The following is a 16,002-nucleotide window of genomic DNA, read 5'->3' on the forward strand; positions in this document are numbered from 1 at the left end:
ACATGGACATTGCCATTTTGTTTGGCCTGATTTTATTGAACGGCTTTTTTGCCATGTCGGAAATAGCCTTGGTGGCTGCCCGTAAAGCACGGCTGCAAAACCTTGCCCAAGAGGGGGATCGTGCTGCTGTCATGGCTTTGAAGCTGGGGGAAGACCCGACCTTTTTCATGTCAGCGGTACAGATTGGCATTACGTCTATCAGCATCCTCAATGGCATCGTGGGGGCGGCGGCATTTAGCATACCCTTCAGTGTCTGCTTACAAGGGTGGGGAGTGGCGGATCAACTGGCTGATTATCTGGCAACTGGTTTGGTGGTGGTGAGCATCACTTATTTTTCCGTCGTGCTAGGGGAACTTGTTCCCAAGCGTATAGGGCAGATGTACCCGGAAACCATTGCCCGCCTGACGGCTCGCCCGATGTTGTGGCTGGCGATTGTCGCCAAGCCGTTTGTGCTGCTGCTCTCTGGTTCTACTCGCCTACTGCTGCGGCTGGTGGAGATGGACAATGACGGCAATGCTGGTGTGACGGAAGAAGACATTCACCTGCTCTTGAGTGAAGGTTCCAGCACAGGTGTGATTGAAGCGCAGGAACATCAGATGGTGCGCAATGTATTCCGCCTTGATGACCGCCAGATTACATCCCTGATGGTACCGCGTAACGACGTGGTGTATCTGGATGTGGAAAAGTCGCTGCAAGACAACCTCAGCCGGATTGAACACCACCGCCATGCGCGTTTCCCGGTGGTGCGCGGTAACTGGAAGGAAGTCCTCGGCATTGTCAGCACCAGCGATTTGCTCAACCAAGTGTTGCGCGGTGAAGAGCCTAGCCTGACCCAGCATCTCAAGCCTGCGGTATTCGTGCCCGAATCACTGACTGGCATGGCGTTGCTGGAAAACTTCAAGGACTTTGGTGGGCAAATGGTCTTCATCATCGACGAATACGGCGAGGTGCAAGGCATCGTTACCCTGCATCAAATGCTGGAGGCGATTACCGGCGAGTTCAAACCCCAACATCAGGACGACGCTTGGGCCGTGCCCCGTGCTGATGGCAGTTGGTTGCTGGATGGTTTTATCCCTGTCCCGGAACTGAAGGATCGGCTGGGCTTGCGCACAGTTCCCGAGGAAGATAAAGGCCGTTACCAGACCTTGAGCGGCCTGTTCATGCTGTTGTTGGGGCGTTTGCCACAAACCGCTGACACCTGTGAATGGGAAGGTTGGCGGCTGGAAGTGATGGATATGGATGGCACGCGTCTTGATAAAGTCTTAGCTACCCCGCTGGCCTCTGCGGAAAGCGAGCCAGCTTTAGACCCATAAACCTGCCACACCGTCGTACAGCAGCTTACTGCCGGTAATAAACAACAGCACATAAGCCACCTGAAAAAACTGCTTTTCCGGCACGCGGTGATGCAGCTTGTAGCCCAGCCAAATCCCGAATGCAGCCACAGGCAACAACAAGACTGACGTACCCAAATTGGTGCTATTGAATTGCCCCAGTGCGGCATAAGGGATCAGTTTCACGTAATTGACGGTGGTGAAAAACAGCACCGTGGTCGCCTGATACACCGTTTTATCCAGCTTTTGCGGCAACAGGTAAATATTCACCGGTGGCCCCCCGGCATGGGCGATGAAACTGGTAAACCCCGCGATACTTCCCCAAAACAGCCCCGACTTTACGCCCGGCTTGCGTCCGGCTAAATGCTGGAAGGGCTTGAACCAATAATTCAGCGCAAACCCCACCGCAATCAACCCGACCAGCAAGCGCACATCACTGGCACGAAAATAGTTGAAGGTGAACGCGCCAATCACGATACCGACAATGGCTGCCGGAATCAGTTGCTTGAGGTGTTGCAGCGACCAACGTTGCCAGAAGGCTTTCAGCGCCATCAAATCCATCACGCACAGGATAGGCAGCAAAATAGCAGCCGCTTGCGCAGGTGGCATGGTCAGAGCCATCAAGGGTACACCCAACACGCCTAAACCGCCGCCCATGCCGCCTTTCGAGATGCCGACGATCAGCAGCGCCAGCACCGTCATTAGCAAGGCTAGCCCGTCAAACGGGAACGCATTCCACTCAGTTAACGGCAAGGGTGGAACGCTCCATTAGGCCAGCAGGGTGACGACAGCGATTCCCCCAGATTGGCGGCTTGCAAGCGTTCGCGCACTTCCAGCAAACGGCTCACCAAACCTTCTTCGACGGCGGCGTAAGCTTCAGAATCGACTTTGCGCTTGACCACAATCCCCAGCAATTCCGTGATGGCATTGCCGACAGAATTCTGCGAAATCGTTACCACCAGCCGCCCTTTGTCGTCGCGGAACAGGATTTGCTTGTAAGCCGGACGCCAGCGGATGTCGTTGGCAAACTGTGGGTCTTGAATGACTTTTTCGCGCAAATCCCGCGCTACCCGCACAAAGCGCTGGTTGCCCAGCAGCACGTCATCAATCTGGTTGGCGAAATTGGTATTGTCCGGCACGCGGACTTCCCCGGTGGCGACCATCGAGAAAAAGGTGCGGTAGAAATCCAGAAAGCCACGTAATACCTGTTCGTATTCGTACCAGAAATATTGGTCTTTCAGGCGTTCTGCCCCGCCGACCACTTCCCAGCACGGTAAGCCTTGCGGGTAGCCCGTCAGTTTCAGGGAGGCTTCTTCGGTAGGCAGCAGCTTGAGGATTTGCAAATCCAACACTTCCAGAAACTTGCCGTAAGCCTCGCTCAACTGCCGTAGAAATAGGGTGTTATGCCCGCTGTCGGTCAGGTTGGGGTTATTGGCATCCGCTTCCCCGGCCTCACGCAATTGCGCCATCGGGAATACCATGAAATGGTTGTGAATCATGCGGATACTGGGCACGCCGGGTTTGTTCAGCGGCCAAGTGGAATCGAGGCTGGCTTCCCCGCAGAGGATCAGGTGTTCCGCCGGATCGGGGTATTTTTCAAACATGTAATCGCAGATGATTTGCGTCATCTTCGACCAGACCTTTTTTTCCTGACGCTTCATCTGGTCACGGCGTACCGGGCGACCCAGCGGGTCAAGGATACGGCGGGAAGAGTCCAGAATGATCGAGGTGTCAAATTCGACGCTGTGCCCGACCAGCTTGCGGTACAGCAGCAAATCTTCGGGGGTACGGAACAGGCCATTTTCTTCCGCCAGATTTTTCAGGTTGGCGGGGCTGTTGAAGAATTCGACCTGCGTCATGCCTTCTGGCACTTTCAGGGACATTTGCGGGCAAGGGGTGGCTATTTCACGGGGTGCTGTTTTCATGGGTGCGGCATCACTTTGTTATAAAGAAAGTCCAGTGCTTTTTTACCCCGATTGAAACAGGTATACAAGCAACAAAATGAACCCAGCAATCAACAACCAGCCACCAAATTCTTCCCATAACATTGCGATTATCCCGCGTTTTGGGGAGACTGCCGCTTTTTTTTGTTCTGGTTTGGTATTGATGGCTTTAAGTAGCTCATCTTTCACTTGTTGGTGCAGCTCTTCGTGCATACCGGGCATGGGTCTGGCATCCACTAATGTGGTGAGCATGTGCTCCTTGATGCCTTCCTTCAAGCCTGCTTTCATGCCCTCGTCGCGCCCTTGTTTTAGGCCATTGCCCCAACCCGCCTGATAGCCTTCTATTTGCCCACGATTTCGTCCTCTCGCATAGGCTATCCATGCAACGATGACACTTAATATGGAAAACACAACAAAACTCATGACGATATGCATTCCTCTGTATGCTACGAAGGAGGGGATACTACGCCCCGAATGTTAGCAAAATCCTTTGGTATACCAGACCTTTTTGCTTACCAACGTAGCCTTGCTCAAGATAACCTATGACAAGATTAAAAAAGGTAACAAACAAATGAAAACGTGGATATGTGTGGTCTGTGGTTGGATTTATGATGAAGCGCGTGGATCGCCAGCAGAAGATATCCCGCCGGGTACGCGTTGGGAAGATATCCCTGATGACTGGCTTTGTCCTGACTGCGGTGTCGGCAAAGCGGATTTTGAGATGATTGAGGTTTGATTATCCTGCCGTTTCGGCAGGTGTTGTCAAGTCATGTGGTGTACAGGCTAGTGCTATGGCGTAGCCTTTCGCCGTTGTCGGAACACGATGGGTTTGCTTGGCACAAGCCCCAATGCACTGGTATCAATCGCTTTTTCCACCAAGTGATGGTGCGGCGATTTAGCACACGTCGGGTCAGCATTGGTCGGGTCGCCGGTCAGCTTGAATGCTTGGCAGTGGCAGCCGCCGAAATCCTTTTCACGCTCGTCACAAGTGCTGCACGGTTCCTTCATCCAGCTTTCGCCACGGAAGTGGTTGAAACCCGGCGATTCGTTCCAGATCCAATCAATGCTGCGCTCGCGCACGTTGTGTAATTCCAGCCCCGGCAAGCCGCGTGCGGAATGGCAAGGCAGCGCCAGCCCATCCGGTGCTACGGCGAGAAACACCCGCCCCCAACCACCGACACACGGTTTCGGGCGGTTTTCGTAATAATCCGGCACCACGTAGTAAATACGCATCTTACCTTTGAGCTTGGCCTGATATTCGTGGGCAATGCGTTCGGCTTCGCGTACCTGCGCTTGCGTGGGTAACAGGTGATCGCGGTTGAGCAGCGCCCAGCCCTCAAACTGTGCCGTTGCCAGTTCCACGTAATCGGCTTGCAATTCGGCGGCCAAATCCAGCATTTGCCGCACTTGCCCGATATTTTGCCGGTGAATCACAAAACACAGCACCATCGGGTAGCCATTCGCTTTCACTGCCCGCGCCATGTCGAGCTTGTGCTGGAACGCATTCGTGCCTGCAATGTAGTCGTTCAGCACCGCATCGTCGGCCTGAAAACTGACTTGAATGTGATCCAGCCCCAGTTCGCGGAAGCGTTCCACCCGTTCTGCATCCATGCCAATGCCGGAGGTGATCAGGTTGCTGTAATAGCCAAGCTTGCGGGCTTCACCGATCAGCACTTCCAGATCTTTGCGTACCAAGGGTTCGCCGCCCGAGAAGCCGAGTTGTGCCGCGCCAATCTGGCGGGCTTCGTGCAGTACGCGCAACCAGTTTTCGGTATCAAGTTCGTCTTTTTTGGGGATAAGGTCGAGCGGGTTGCTGCAATACGGGCATTGCAGGGGGCAGGAGTGGGTAACTTCCGCGAGCAGCCATAACGGTGGTGGTGGTTTAGGCATAACGCACCCACCCGCGTTCGACCGCTTCGTGCAGGAACGTCAGCACATCTTCGCGCAAATCGTCGGCTTCGTATTCGTTTTCCAGATCGGCAATGACGCCAATGACGCTGCGCTTACCGTCGCAAAAACCCAGAATCGCCGCCGCCGTTTCGTTCAATTGCACCATGCCTTCGGGGTAGAGCAGCACATGGCATTCCTGCACCGGCTCCCATTGCAGGCGGTAGCCGAGGGCTATGCCCGGTTTGTGGTTGAGCGCATTACTCATGGTTGGCATCCTCAATATTGAAGTACGGCGGCATATTTTGAATGTACGCCAGATACATCGCATCCAGCATTGCCCACAAGACATCCAGCTTGAACTTGACGATGTGCAGGGCGCGGTGCTGCTGCTCCACGCTGGTGAAATGTTGCAGCGTCAACGCCAACCCATGATCGACATCGCGGTGCGCTTCGCTCAGGCGATTGCGGAAATATTGCAAGCCCGCGCTATCAATCCACGGGTAATGATCAGGCCAGCTTTGCAAGCGTTGGCGATGCGCTGTCGGTGCAAACAGTTCTGTCAGCGAGGAACACACGCCTTCCCGCCAATCCGCTTGATGCACGAAATTGATGTAAGCATCCACGGCAAACCGTACCCCCGGCAACACATGGCGCTGATCGAGCAATTCCTTACGCGGTACACCGCAAGCTTCGCCGAGCCGAATCCACGCTTCAATGCCACCGTCGGAAATGTGGTCAGTCGCAGGCCCCCCGTCATGATCCAGAATGCGTTGAATCCACACGCGGCGCACGTCGCGATCCGGGCAATTGAACAGCAGTGCAGCATCTTTACGCGGAATCGTGACTTGATAATAAAAGCGGTTCGCTACCCAGCCACGCAGTTGTGCGGCATTGAGTTTGCCTTCAAACATCATTTGTTGGAACGGGTGGTGGATGTGGTAATAGCGGCCTAACGAACGTAATTGCTGCTCAAACTCGGCGGGTGTCCACGGTGTCGTCATGGCGTTTGTTTCCTCTCCCAAAGATGGCCGATAGTATGGAAGCCTATGGGTTGGAGAAAGGTTGGTTTGCCCCAGCAAGCAGACGTTGGACATGACTGTAAGCTCAGGCGTTGAATATCTCTCGTTTGTATCGAAATACTGATTATATCTACATATATTATTGAAAATAAAACAATAATTTTTTAGATGTCAACATTCATTGAATTCCCATTTCTCCTCGTAAAAATGAAGAAAATCTTCCTCTTCCATCCCGAATTATTTTGGGTTCTTATCTAAAAATAGCGAAAATATCGCTGTTAAATTGACCTATTACACTAATGCTAAAATTCAAGATAAATTTTTTAATTACAAGTAATTGATAATTAATCTTATTTTTTTGAATCATTACCATTGAATAATTTAAACATAAAATTAGCGCCTTTCTCTGGGAATCTATAGTAGTATCTCGCCCGAAAGGGATAGGCAGGGGGTGTGACATATCCCTTTCAGGTAGGCATAACACAAAAAATCTCACTGTAACTGCTAATACAATCGCTAGGAGAACGCTAATGAGTACGGATTATCACGATCTTGACCCGCAAGAAACGGCGGAATGGCAAGAGGCCATCGATGTGGTGGTGGAACGCCTTGGGGCGGAACGCGCTCGCCACTTGTTGCAAAAAACCATTGAGAAGGCCTTCGAGGCTGGCATTGAGCCACCCGACATGCAAACGCCTTACGTCAATACCATTCCAGTTGGCCAACAGCCTGTTTATCCAGGAAATTTAGAGCTGGAGCGCCATATTTTGCGGGCATTGCGCTGGAATGCCACCGCGATGGTGGTACGCGCCAACCGTAAACCCGCCTCCCCCGGCGGTCACATTGCCTCCTTCCAATCTTCAGCGATTATGTATGAAGTGGGTTATAACCACTTCTGGAAAGGCCATGACCATCCGAATGGCAGCGATATGCTGTTTATTCAAGGACATACTGCCCCAGGTACGTATGCCCGCGCTTTTCTGGAAGGGCGTATTGGCGAAGATCAGTTGGAAAACTTCCGTATTGAAGCGGGCGGCAAGGGGATTTCTTCCTATCCGCACCCGTATTTGATGCCGAATTTCTGGCAATTTTCCACCGTCTCGATGGGCTTAGGGCCAATCATGGCCATTTACCAAGCGCGTTTTTTAAAGTATTTAGAAAACAGAGAGTTGACGAAGAAAGCTGAAAATCATGCGGAAGGCCGTAAGGTTTGGGCGTTTCTGGGCGACGGTGAAATGGATGAGCCGCAGTCCCAAGGCGCGATTGCACTGGCTTCCCGTGAAAAACTCGACAATCTGGTGTTCGTGGTTAACTGCAACCTGCAACGCTTGGATGGCCCGGTACGCGGCAACAGCAAAATCGTGCAAGAACTGGAAGGCAACTTCCGGGGCGCGGGCTGGAATGTGATCAAGGTATTGTGGGGTTCAGGCTGGGATCGTTTGCTGGCTGATCCACAATACGGTCAGTTGCTGCGCAAGTTGATGATGGAATGCATCGACGGCGAATACCAGAACTTCAAAAACAAAGGCGGCGCGTACATCCGCGAACGCTTCTTCGGCAAATACCCTGAGCTGAAATCGATGGTTGCCGACATGAGCGACGACCAGATTTACTACGACTTGATTCGCGGCGGTCACGATCAGGATAAAGTCTACGCGGCTTATCACAATGCGGTGCATTCTGTCGGTCGCCCTACTGTTATCCTCATGCATACCGTGAAAGGTTACGGCATGGGCGAAGCGGGCGAAGGCATGAATATCAGCCATCAGCAGAAAAAACTGAGTTCCGACCAGTTACTGAAACTGCGTGACCGTTTCAACATTCCGGTTTCCGAGCAACAAATCGAAAGTGCGGAATTCTACAAACCAGCGGCAGACTCGCCCGAAATGCAGTATCTGCACGAACGTCGCCAAGCCTTGGGGGGTTACTTACCCAACCGTCCGCATAATTTTGAGACGCTGGCCATTCCTGAGCTGTCGATGTTCGATGCACTCTTGAAAGACACCGGCGAACGCACCCTTTCCACCACGATGGCAATGGTTCGCGTCATGGTAGCCATTGCGCGTCACAAGGAATTGGGGCCGCGTTTGGTGCCAATCGTGCCGGACGAAGCGCGTACTTTCGGGATGGAAGGCATGTTCCGCCAAGTGGGTATTTACTCACCAGAAGGCCAGAAATACGAGCCGGAAGATGCCAACGACATTATGCCGTACAAGGAAACCCAAAAGGGTCAGTTGTTGGAAGAAGGCATTAACGAAGACGGCGCGATGTCGTCATGGATTGCGGCTTCTACCTCTTATGCCAACAACCATAAGATGATGATTCCGTTTTATATTTTCTACTCCATGTTTGGTTTCCAGCGCATTGGTGACTTGGCGTGGGCAGCGGGCGATATGTTGGCACGCGGCTTCTTGGTCGGCGGCACGTCAGGTCGCACCACGCTGAATGGCGAAGGCTTGCAACACCAAGACGGCCACAGCCAATTGTTCGCGGGCTTTATTCCGAACTGCAAATCGTATGACCCGACCTTCGCGTATGAAGTGGCGGTGATTGCGCACGACGGCATGAAGCGCATGTATCAGGATGGTGAAAACGTGTTCTATTACATCACCACCCTGAACGAAAACTACACCATGCCCGCGCTACCGGAAGGTTCGGAAGCAGGCATTATCAAGGGCATGTACGCCTTCCGCACTGCCACAGGCAAAGCGGCGAACCGCGTGCAATTGCTGGGTTGTGGTTCAATCTTGCGGGAAGTGATTGCGGCTGCTGACTTGTTGCAAGCTGATTGGGGCGTAGACGCTGACATTTGGGCAACCCCAAGCCTCAACGAATTGGCACGGGATGGCGCGGCGTGTGCACGGTGGAATTTGCTGCATCCTGATCAGGAAGCACGCAAACCGTGGGTCACGCAATGCCTGGAAGGTCAGCAAGGGCCAGTGATCGCCTCGACCGATTACATCCGCACCTTTGCGGAACAAATCCGCGCGTATGTGCCGGGGGATTTCCATGTACTGGGAACAGATGGTTTCGGGCGTTCCGACAGCCGGGAGGCGTTGCGGGCGCATTTTGAAGTTGACCGTCATTACGTCACCGTCGCTGCCTTGAAAGCGCTGGCCGATCAGCAAAAATCCAGTAAAGCCAAAGGCAACATCACGCCGCAGACGGTGCTGGACGCGCTGGCAAAATACGGCATCGACCCTGAAAAACCCAACCCGCTGTACGCTTGATTTGGAGTGACCCTGATGAGTATCGAAATTCACGTTCCCGACATTGGCAATTTTTCCAACGTCGAAGTTATTGAAATCCTGGTCAACGTCGGCGATACCGTGGCGATTGACGATTCCTTGATTACGCTCGAATCCGACAAGGCGGCGATGGAAATCCCCGCGCCACGCGGTGGGGTGGTCAAAGCCATCAATATCGCGATAGGCGACAAGGTGTCCGAAGGCACGCTGATCCTCTTGCTGGAAGACGCGGGTGAAGCCAGCGTCAATGTCGCTTCCGCCCCGGCACAGCCGAAAGTGTCCGGCGGTGCAGCAGCTTCAGTACCCGTTACTGTTGTGACCCCCACGGGTCTGGAAGAAATCTGCGTGCCAGACATTGGCAACTTCCATGACGTGGATGTTATTGAGGTGCTGGTGCGCGAAGGCGATGTGGTCGACGCGGAAACCTCGTTGATTACCCTTGAATCTGACAAAGCCGCGATGGAAATTCCTTCTCCAAAAGCGGGCGTGGTCAAACAACTGAAAATTGCCGTGGGCGATAAAGTCTCCGAAGGCAGTTTGATTCTGGTTTTGGAAGTGGCAGGTGCATCCCCAGAGGCGGCTCCGGTAAATGCCGTAGCACCTGTTGCTTCCGCTTCTCTTACTCCAGCGGCCAGCGCCCCGGCAGTGGATGCGGAAAGTTTCCGCCGCGCTCACGCCAGTCCATCGGTGCGGCGCATTGCGCGTGAATTAGGCATTGATCTGGTGAAAGTTGCCGGTACAGGCGCACACGGGCGCATTACCGAAGCCGATGTACGCAATTTCGGCAAAGGTGGCCATGCAGCCGTGGCACAAGCGCCAGCGGCCGCCAAAGCTGCGCCAGCCGCAGCACCTGCAAACAGCATGGGTATTCCGCTGATTACCCAGCCGGACTGGACGCAATTCGGCGCGGTCGAAACCATTCCAATGTCACGCATTGGCAAGCTTTCCGCCAAGCATTTACATCGTGCATGGCTGAACGTGCCGCAAGTCACCCATTTCGACGAAGCCGACATTACCGAACTGGAAGCGTACCGCAACAGTTTGAAAGACAAGGCGAAGTCGATGGGTTTCAACTTCACCCCGCTGGTGTTCATGCTGAAAGCGGTGGTGGCGGGTTTGAAGGAATACCCGAAATTCAACTCGGCGCTGGCGGACGATGGTGAAAGCCTCATCCAACGTAAGTTCTATAACGTCGGCATTGCGGTCGATACGCCGGATGGCTTGGTTGTCCCGGTCATTAAAGACGTAGATCGCAAAGGCTTGTTTGAACTGGCGCGTGAATTGGGCGAAGTCTCCAAGAAAGCGCGGGATGGCAAGCTCAAAGCGGCGGATATGCAGGGCGGTTGCTTCACCATTTCCAGCCTCGGCGGGATTGGTGGCACTAACTTCACCCCGATTGTGAATGCGCCGGAAGTCGGCATTCTCGGTTTAACCCGTGCGCAAGATCGCCTCAAGCGCGTGAATGGTGAAATCGTCGATCGGCTGATCCAACCACTGGCGGTGTCTTACGACCACCGCGTGATTGATGGCGCGTATGCGGCACGTTTTGTTAGCCATATCGCGTTTGTCTTGTCCGACGTGCGTAACCTCATTCTGTGAGCGGGAGTTGAATCATGAGTAACTTAAAAGCAGATCTTTCCTGCCAACTGTTGGTATTGGGTGCAGGCCCCGGCGGTTACACCGCTGCGTTTCGTGCAGCCGATTTGGGGTTGCAAACCGTGCTGGTGGAACGTTGGAGCACGCTCGGTGGGGTGTGTTTGAACGTTGGCTGCATTCCGTCCAAAGCCTTGCTGCACGCGGCAAAAGTGCTGGACGAAGCGCACGAAGTGGCGGATTGCGGCATTGAATTTGCCAAGCCGAAAGTCGACATCGACAAGCTGCGCGGCTGGAAAGAAAAGATCGTCAACCGTTTAACGGGCGGTCTGTCTGGTCTGGCTAAACAGCGCAAAGTGCAGGTGGTGAATGGTGTCGGCACCTTCCTCGACCCTAACCACGTCGAAGTCATCGGCAACGACGGCAAGAAAACCGTGGTGCGCTTTGAAAAAGCCGTGATTGCAGCGGGTTCAGAAGCGGTGAAACTGCCCTTCATTCCCGACGATCCACGCGTGATCGACTCCACGGGGGCGCTGGAATTGGCGAGCGTACCGGAACACATGCTGGTCATCGGTGGCGGCATTATCGGGCTGGAAATGGCCACGGTTTACGCCGCATTAGGTTCAAAAATCACCGTGGTCGAAATGCTGCCAAACCTGATTACTGGCGCGGACAAAGACGTGGTGAAACCGTATTTCACCCGCATTAAAAAGCGTTACGACAACATCTGGTTAGAAACCCGCGTGACCAAAGTCGAAGCCACGGCGGCGGGCATGAAAGTCACCTTTGAAGGCAAGCAAGCCCCTGCCGAACCGCAACTGTATGACCGTGTATTGGTCGCGGTCGGGCGCACGCCGAATGGTAAGCGCATCGGTGCGGAAAAAGCCGGTGTCGCGGTGGATGAGCGTGGTTTTGTGCAAGTGGTTGATACGCAAATGCGTACTAGCCAGCCGCACATTTTCGCGATTGGCGACATCATTGGGCAACCGATGCTGGCGCACAAAGCGGTGCACGAAGGCAAAACGGCTGCCGAAGCGGCGGCGGGTTTACCCAGCCACTTCGACGCACGGGTGATTCCATCCGTCGCTTACACTGACCCCGAAATTGCATGGGTCGGCGTGACCGAAGAAGAAGCCAAAGCCAAAGGCATTAACTACGGCAAAGGCGTGTTCCCGTGGGCAGCCAGCGGACGCGCCTTGTCGTTGGGGCGTGACGAAGGCATGACCAAGCTGATTTTCGATGCGGAAACCGAGCGCGTCATTGGCGCGGGCATCGTCGGCACGAACGCCGGTGATCTCATTGCCGAAGTCGCGCACGCGATTGAAATGGGATCGAATGCGACGGATATTGGCTTGACGGTGCATCCGCATCCGACACTCTCCGAAACGGTCGCTATGGCAGCGGAAATGTTTGAAGGCACGATTACCGATTTGATTGCGCCGAAGAAAAAACACTAAACTGAGATTGGTTTAGGTAAAGAAAAGGGCGAGGAAACTCGCCTTTTTCTTATTTAAAGAAAACTGTTATTTTTATTATGTTATGTCTTTATTTGCCACGGAATATTATGTTCATTTTTAGACTTCATCATAAAATCATGAAGTTCGCTCATTCTTTCTGCACACCATTCTGTAATCAATTGTGATTGATGTTCTTCTTCAAGAAAAAATTCTAATTCTTTTTGGTAGCCGAAACCAAACCAATCTCCGTCTTTGGGAGAAAAAGAAAAATCATCTATTGATCCAGCATATGAATCTATAAGATTTTTAATTTTCTTGTAGTTATTGTTTTCATCTTTTTTGTCATTCAGCCAAAAATAGACTAATAATTTTGGCTGAACTGCGGAAGTTCCCCCAAAATAAAATCCTACAATAACCACACCTTCTTTTCCTAGTATATTTTTGGATAATACAACTCTGCGATGATCCAACATTTGACTAAGAACCAAGCTCTTTCCATCTGGTTTTCCAAATTTTGCTTCAAACTTTGGACTTATTAATGCAATATTGGCATCTAAAGATTTTAGCATTTCAACTAAATATTGCATTGTTTCTAAATCATGTTTCTTTATTTTATGCACTTTGCCAATTTCCTGTCTATCTAAATAATCTAAAAAATGCTTAATTAGGTGGTTATTTATTTCTTGTTTCATCAAGAAATCGTATATTTGCCACCACTGAAACTGATTGAACTTAATTGGACTATATGATTCTGAATTTTTTGGTTCAAAACTTTTTGTGCAAAATAATAAAACTGTCTTTTTAGATGTCATCTTAAGAATTTCAGCATAAGCCCTTAATTGTTGAGCATCAGCGTCTTCTTGATCATTTTCGGAGGAGTTGACTTTTATTTCTAAAAATACTAGATGATTTTTATTCTCGAAAACCACATCAATACGACGTGAGTGACCTTTATAAGTCTTTTCTGTGCTTATGTTAAAATCCGTGTTTTCTGTCTCAATTCCAGCAAACTCTTTAAGAAAACTAGTCAATAAATATTGATCAGATCGCAGAACACTACAGAATGCTTCTGTTGTAAAACGTTCTTGTGGGGTTCTTACAGAGCTGCTGTTATACAGCTTAAAAAGTGCATTGAACATATCAGTATCCAAAAATCAGATGCTATATAACTTATCAAGATGATCAATAAAAAGCCACAATTTTCGTTTCTTACGCCTTGATGCCACCAATCGTAGTCGATGTGCATTTGCCACAACAGCAAGATGCTTAGTTCTTTCCATCTTGGTGAGCAAGGATTGTGGTATGCTTTTTCTGAGAGCCTATGGAGGGATAACCCATGAATACACACAACCGTATCACCATCGATCCAAGTATTTGCCACGGCAAACCAACTATTCGTGGGTTGCGTTACCCGGTGGAAACCATGCTGGAGCTTTTCAGTGCTGGCATGAGTCTTGAGGAAATTCTGGACGATTACGAAGACTTGGAACGCGAGGATTTGCTGGCAGTGCTTGCGTATGCCGCCCGTCTTTCTCAAGTTAAACGCATTGAAACGGCATTGGCAGCATGAAGTTTTTGGTCGATGCACATTTACCACGCAAGTTGGCAATTCAGCTTAAAGAAGCAGGCTACGATACGCGCCATACCTTGGGATTGCCGCAAGCGAATCGAACGACTGATCAGTTTATCAATGAAATTTCCCTGGCAGAGCAACGCATTGTTGTTACCAAAGATGCCGATTTTGTGGACTCATTCTGGTTGAAGGATCAGCCGTGGAAGTTGCTTTTGGTGTCGACAGGCAATATTCATAATGATGAATTGAAAGCGCTCTTCCTAAATAATCTGGGAAAAATCGAAGCAGCTTTCGCTGATGCCCGTTTTATCGAACTGACACGTGATAGCTTAATTATTCATGCCTAGATCGTGGTAAACACATGAGCGAAAACATTCTAACCATCAAAGTCGGCACGGGCATCCAATCTTCCTTGGCATTAGCACAACAGATGATGGAACGCTTGGAACTTGGCGAAGAACCTACCCCTTATTTCGGCGTAGGCTTCAAGGATATGAGCCAGATGCTGAGTGTGTTCACGCCTAAACGCTGGGATTTGCTAGCGGCGTTGCGCGAACAGGGTGCAATGAGCATTGCAGAGCTTGCGCGTACTTTGCAGCGTGATTACAAGAATGTACATAACGATGTGGAACGTTTAATGGAGTGGCTGGCAATCGAGCGCGACGCACAGGGCAAGGTATTTACGTATTTGCCTCAGCAGCGTGCAGCGTGATGGTTAGCGATTGACGACTCAGTACGCTTCCCACCCTAAAATCGACCATTCGTCTTGCTAACGCCGAGCTGACTACCATTCATCTTATACTCTTACGCTGTAATCAAGAAATAATAAGATGGGAGTTCGGTATGCGGAAGTTTATTTGGCCTTGTGGTGTTGCCCTGCTGTGCTTTGCAGCCGGTGTAGCCGTCGCTGTTCCCCCGCCCCCTCCACCTACCAGTGATGCCTCAAGTGTCGCTGCTGAAGCCGGTAATGTGCTCAAAGCGGCCAAGCAAGCGGGTGTGCTACGTGTCGCCACTGAACCGGATTTCCCGCCACTCTATTGGGTTGATGAAACGGGCAAGGAGCAAGGTTTTGAATACGAGCTGGCGCAGCGCATTGCCAAAGAACTCGGCATTCCCAAGGTCGAGCTGGTGGAAGGCGACTACGACAAGCTCCCCAGCTTGGCAACAGAAGGCAAAGCCGATATTTTCATGGCTGGGTATGTCCCTGATAATTCGATTGAGGGGGTCTCATGGTCAGATAGTTATCTAGACTTTGGCTTGTGCCTGATTGTCCCCAAGGGCAGCCCCGTTAAAACCATCAAACAGCTCAAAGGCAAAACCATTGGCGCTTACGAAGACCCTGCCGCCACTCGCTGGATCGACGAAAATATTGCCAACCGCAAAGCAGTGAAAACCTACATGGGGCCAGGCTGGTTATTCCACGTCGATAACCGGGAGGTGGATGCCGCCATTTACGATTACCCACTGGCAGTGGAAGAAATCAAAGCCTTTAAACGCCTGCAAATCGTTTCCTTCAACCTCAATAAAAGCAGCTACGCGGTCGGTTTCAAAGCAGGCAATCCCGATTTACAGCAGGCTATCAACACCGCTATTAAAACCATCGAAGCCAGCGATGATTATGCTGGTTTGATTAAACGCTACTTGCCATTCAAAATTTCTCAAGAAGTTCCCGAAGGCAGCGCAACTTACACGATTCAAGCGGGTGATACGTTGGGTAAAATTGCTACGGAAAAGCTGGGTTCGCCTGCAAGTTGGGAAATCATTTGGGATCTCAACAAACACCGTATTCCTAACCCTAATTTGTTGGATAAGGGTGATGTACTGATCATGCCGAAAGCGAAGGAGCCGTTGAGGCTGTAGAAAAACCCTCCGAACCGCCATTTTGTGGGATAATCAAGCATCACAAGCACCAGAATGAGTAGGCAGGCATGGCACGCTACAAACCGAT

16 protein-coding genes are annotated in these 16,002 nt (G+C 51.4%); 9 read left to right on the plus strand and 7 right to left on the minus strand.

The genetic code is table 11. The features are described 5' to 3' along the window. Positions 1 to 2: 2 nt before the first annotated feature. Positions 3 to 1,313: a hemolysin family protein gene (locus Q394_RS0106540; protein WP_028488571.1), complete on the plus strand. Its 1,311-nt coding sequence runs from the start codon at positions 3 to 5 to the stop codon at positions 1,311 to 1,313. On the opposite strand, the gene Q394_RS0106545 is transcribed toward Q394_RS0106540, so the two are convergent. Genes Q394_RS0106545 through Q394_RS0106555 form a run of 3 tightly spaced genes read right to left on the minus strand, consistent with a single transcriptional unit; the run spans position 1,302 to position 3,697 of the window. Then, entirely contained in the window at positions 1,302 to 2,084 is a 783-nt protein-coding gene (locus tag Q394_RS0106545; protein ID WP_245606743.1) for a sulfite exporter TauE/SafE family protein, read from the minus strand. The genes Q394_RS0106540 and Q394_RS0106545 overlap by 12 nt on opposite strands. Continuing rightward, a complete protein-coding gene (locus tag Q394_RS0106550; RefSeq protein WP_028488573.1) occupies positions 2,075 to 3,256 on the minus strand; it encodes a hypothetical protein in 1,182 nt (393 codons plus the stop codon). Before Q394_RS0106550 ends, Q394_RS0106545 begins: the two co-directional genes overlap by 10 nt. A 42-nt stretch (positions 3,257 to 3,298) precedes the next feature. Then, positions 3,299 to 3,697: a FliH/SctL family protein gene (locus Q394_RS0106555; RefSeq protein WP_028488574.1), complete on the minus strand. Its 399-nt coding sequence runs from the start codon at positions 3,695 to 3,697 to the stop codon at positions 3,299 to 3,301. 148 nt (positions 3,698 to 3,845) lie between these two features. Between Q394_RS0106555 and Q394_RS0106560 the strand changes: the two genes are divergently transcribed. Then, the gene (locus tag Q394_RS0106560; protein ID WP_028488575.1) at positions 3,846 to 4,010 is read left to right on the plus strand and encodes a rubredoxin; all 165 of its coding nucleotides are present in this window, start codon (positions 3,846 to 3,848) and stop codon (positions 4,008 to 4,010) included. 53 nt (positions 4,011 to 4,063) lie between these two features. Here the strand turns inward: Q394_RS0106560 and pqqE are convergent, their stop codons facing one another. The 3 genes from pqqE to pqqC are packed head-to-tail and all read right to left on the minus strand — an operon-like array spanning position 4,064 to position 6,165. Continuing rightward, positions 4,064 to 5,164 carry a pyrroloquinoline quinone biosynthesis protein PqqE gene (gene pqqE / locus Q394_RS0106565; protein ID WP_028488576.1) on the minus strand — a complete coding sequence of 367 codons (1,101 nt, stop codon included), beginning with the start codon at positions 5,162 to 5,164 and terminating at the stop codon, positions 4,064 to 4,066. After that, on the minus strand, positions 5,157 to 5,429 hold the full coding sequence (gene pqqD, locus Q394_RS0106570; protein WP_028488577.1) for a pyrroloquinoline quinone biosynthesis peptide chaperone PqqD: 273 nt from the start codon (positions 5,427 to 5,429) through the stop codon (positions 5,157 to 5,159). Before pqqD ends, pqqE begins: the two co-directional genes overlap by 8 nt. Further along, entirely contained in the window at positions 5,422 to 6,165 is a 744-nt protein-coding gene (gene pqqC / locus Q394_RS0106575; RefSeq protein ID WP_028488578.1) for a pyrroloquinoline-quinone synthase PqqC, read from the minus strand. Before pqqC ends, pqqD begins: the two co-directional genes overlap by 8 nt. Positions 6,166 to 6,713: 548 nt before the next feature. Here pqqC and aceE point away from each other — a divergent pair. Genes aceE through lpdA form a run of 3 tightly spaced genes read left to right on the plus strand, consistent with a single transcriptional unit; the run spans position 6,714 to position 12,481 of the window. Next, entirely contained in the window at positions 6,714 to 9,413 is a 2,700-nt protein-coding gene (aceE, locus tag Q394_RS0106580) for a pyruvate dehydrogenase (acetyl-transferring), homodimeric type (RefSeq protein WP_028488579.1), read from the plus strand. A gap of 15 nt (positions 9,414 to 9,428) precedes the next feature. Next, a complete protein-coding gene (locus tag Q394_RS0106585; protein ID WP_028488580.1) occupies positions 9,429 to 11,030 on the plus strand; it encodes a dihydrolipoyllysine-residue acetyltransferase in 1,602 nt (533 codons plus the stop codon). A gap of 14 nt (positions 11,031 to 11,044) precedes the next feature. After that, entirely contained in the window at positions 11,045 to 12,481 is a 1,437-nt protein-coding gene (lpdA, locus tag Q394_RS0106590; RefSeq protein ID WP_028488581.1) for a dihydrolipoyl dehydrogenase, read from the plus strand. Between the two features lie 80 nt (positions 12,482 to 12,561). Here the strand turns inward: lpdA and Q394_RS0106595 are convergent, their stop codons facing one another. Then, entirely contained in the window at positions 12,562 to 13,620 is a 1,059-nt protein-coding gene (locus tag Q394_RS0106595; protein WP_028488582.1) for a PD-(D/E)XK nuclease family protein, read from the minus strand. A 197-nt stretch (positions 13,621 to 13,817) separates the two neighbouring features. On the opposite strand from Q394_RS0106595, the gene Q394_RS0106600 reads away from it, so the two are divergent. The 4 genes from Q394_RS0106600 (at position 13,818) to Q394_RS0106615 (ending at position 15,914) form a co-directional block, all read left to right on the plus strand. Continuing rightward, a complete protein-coding gene (locus Q394_RS0106600; RefSeq protein ID WP_028488583.1) occupies positions 13,818 to 14,051 on the plus strand; it encodes a DUF433 domain-containing protein in 234 nt (77 codons plus the stop codon). Further along, positions 14,048 to 14,401 (plus strand): DUF5615 family PIN-like protein, encoded by a 354-nt coding sequence (locus Q394_RS0106605; protein WP_028488584.1) that lies wholly within the window; start codon positions 14,048 to 14,050, stop codon positions 14,399 to 14,401. The genes Q394_RS0106600 and Q394_RS0106605 overlap by 4 nt, the downstream gene beginning before the upstream one ends. A gap of 14 nt (positions 14,402 to 14,415) precedes the next feature. After that, the gene (locus Q394_RS0106610) at positions 14,416 to 14,766 is read left to right on the plus strand and encodes an HVO_A0114 family putative DNA-binding protein (protein WP_051542950.1); all 351 of its coding nucleotides are present in this window, start codon (positions 14,416 to 14,418) and stop codon (positions 14,764 to 14,766) included. 131 nt (positions 14,767 to 14,897) lie between these two features. Further along, a complete protein-coding gene (locus Q394_RS0106615; RefSeq protein ID WP_028488586.1) occupies positions 14,898 to 15,914 on the plus strand; it encodes a transporter substrate-binding and LysM peptidoglycan-binding domain-containing protein in 1,017 nt (338 codons plus the stop codon). Positions 15,915 to 16,002: the final 88 nt, after the last annotated feature.

Source organism: Thiothrix lacustris DSM 21227 (assembly GCF_000621325.1).
In the GTDB taxonomy this organism is placed as follows: Bacteria; Pseudomonadota; Gammaproteobacteria; order Thiotrichales; family Thiotrichaceae; genus Thiothrix; species Thiothrix lacustris.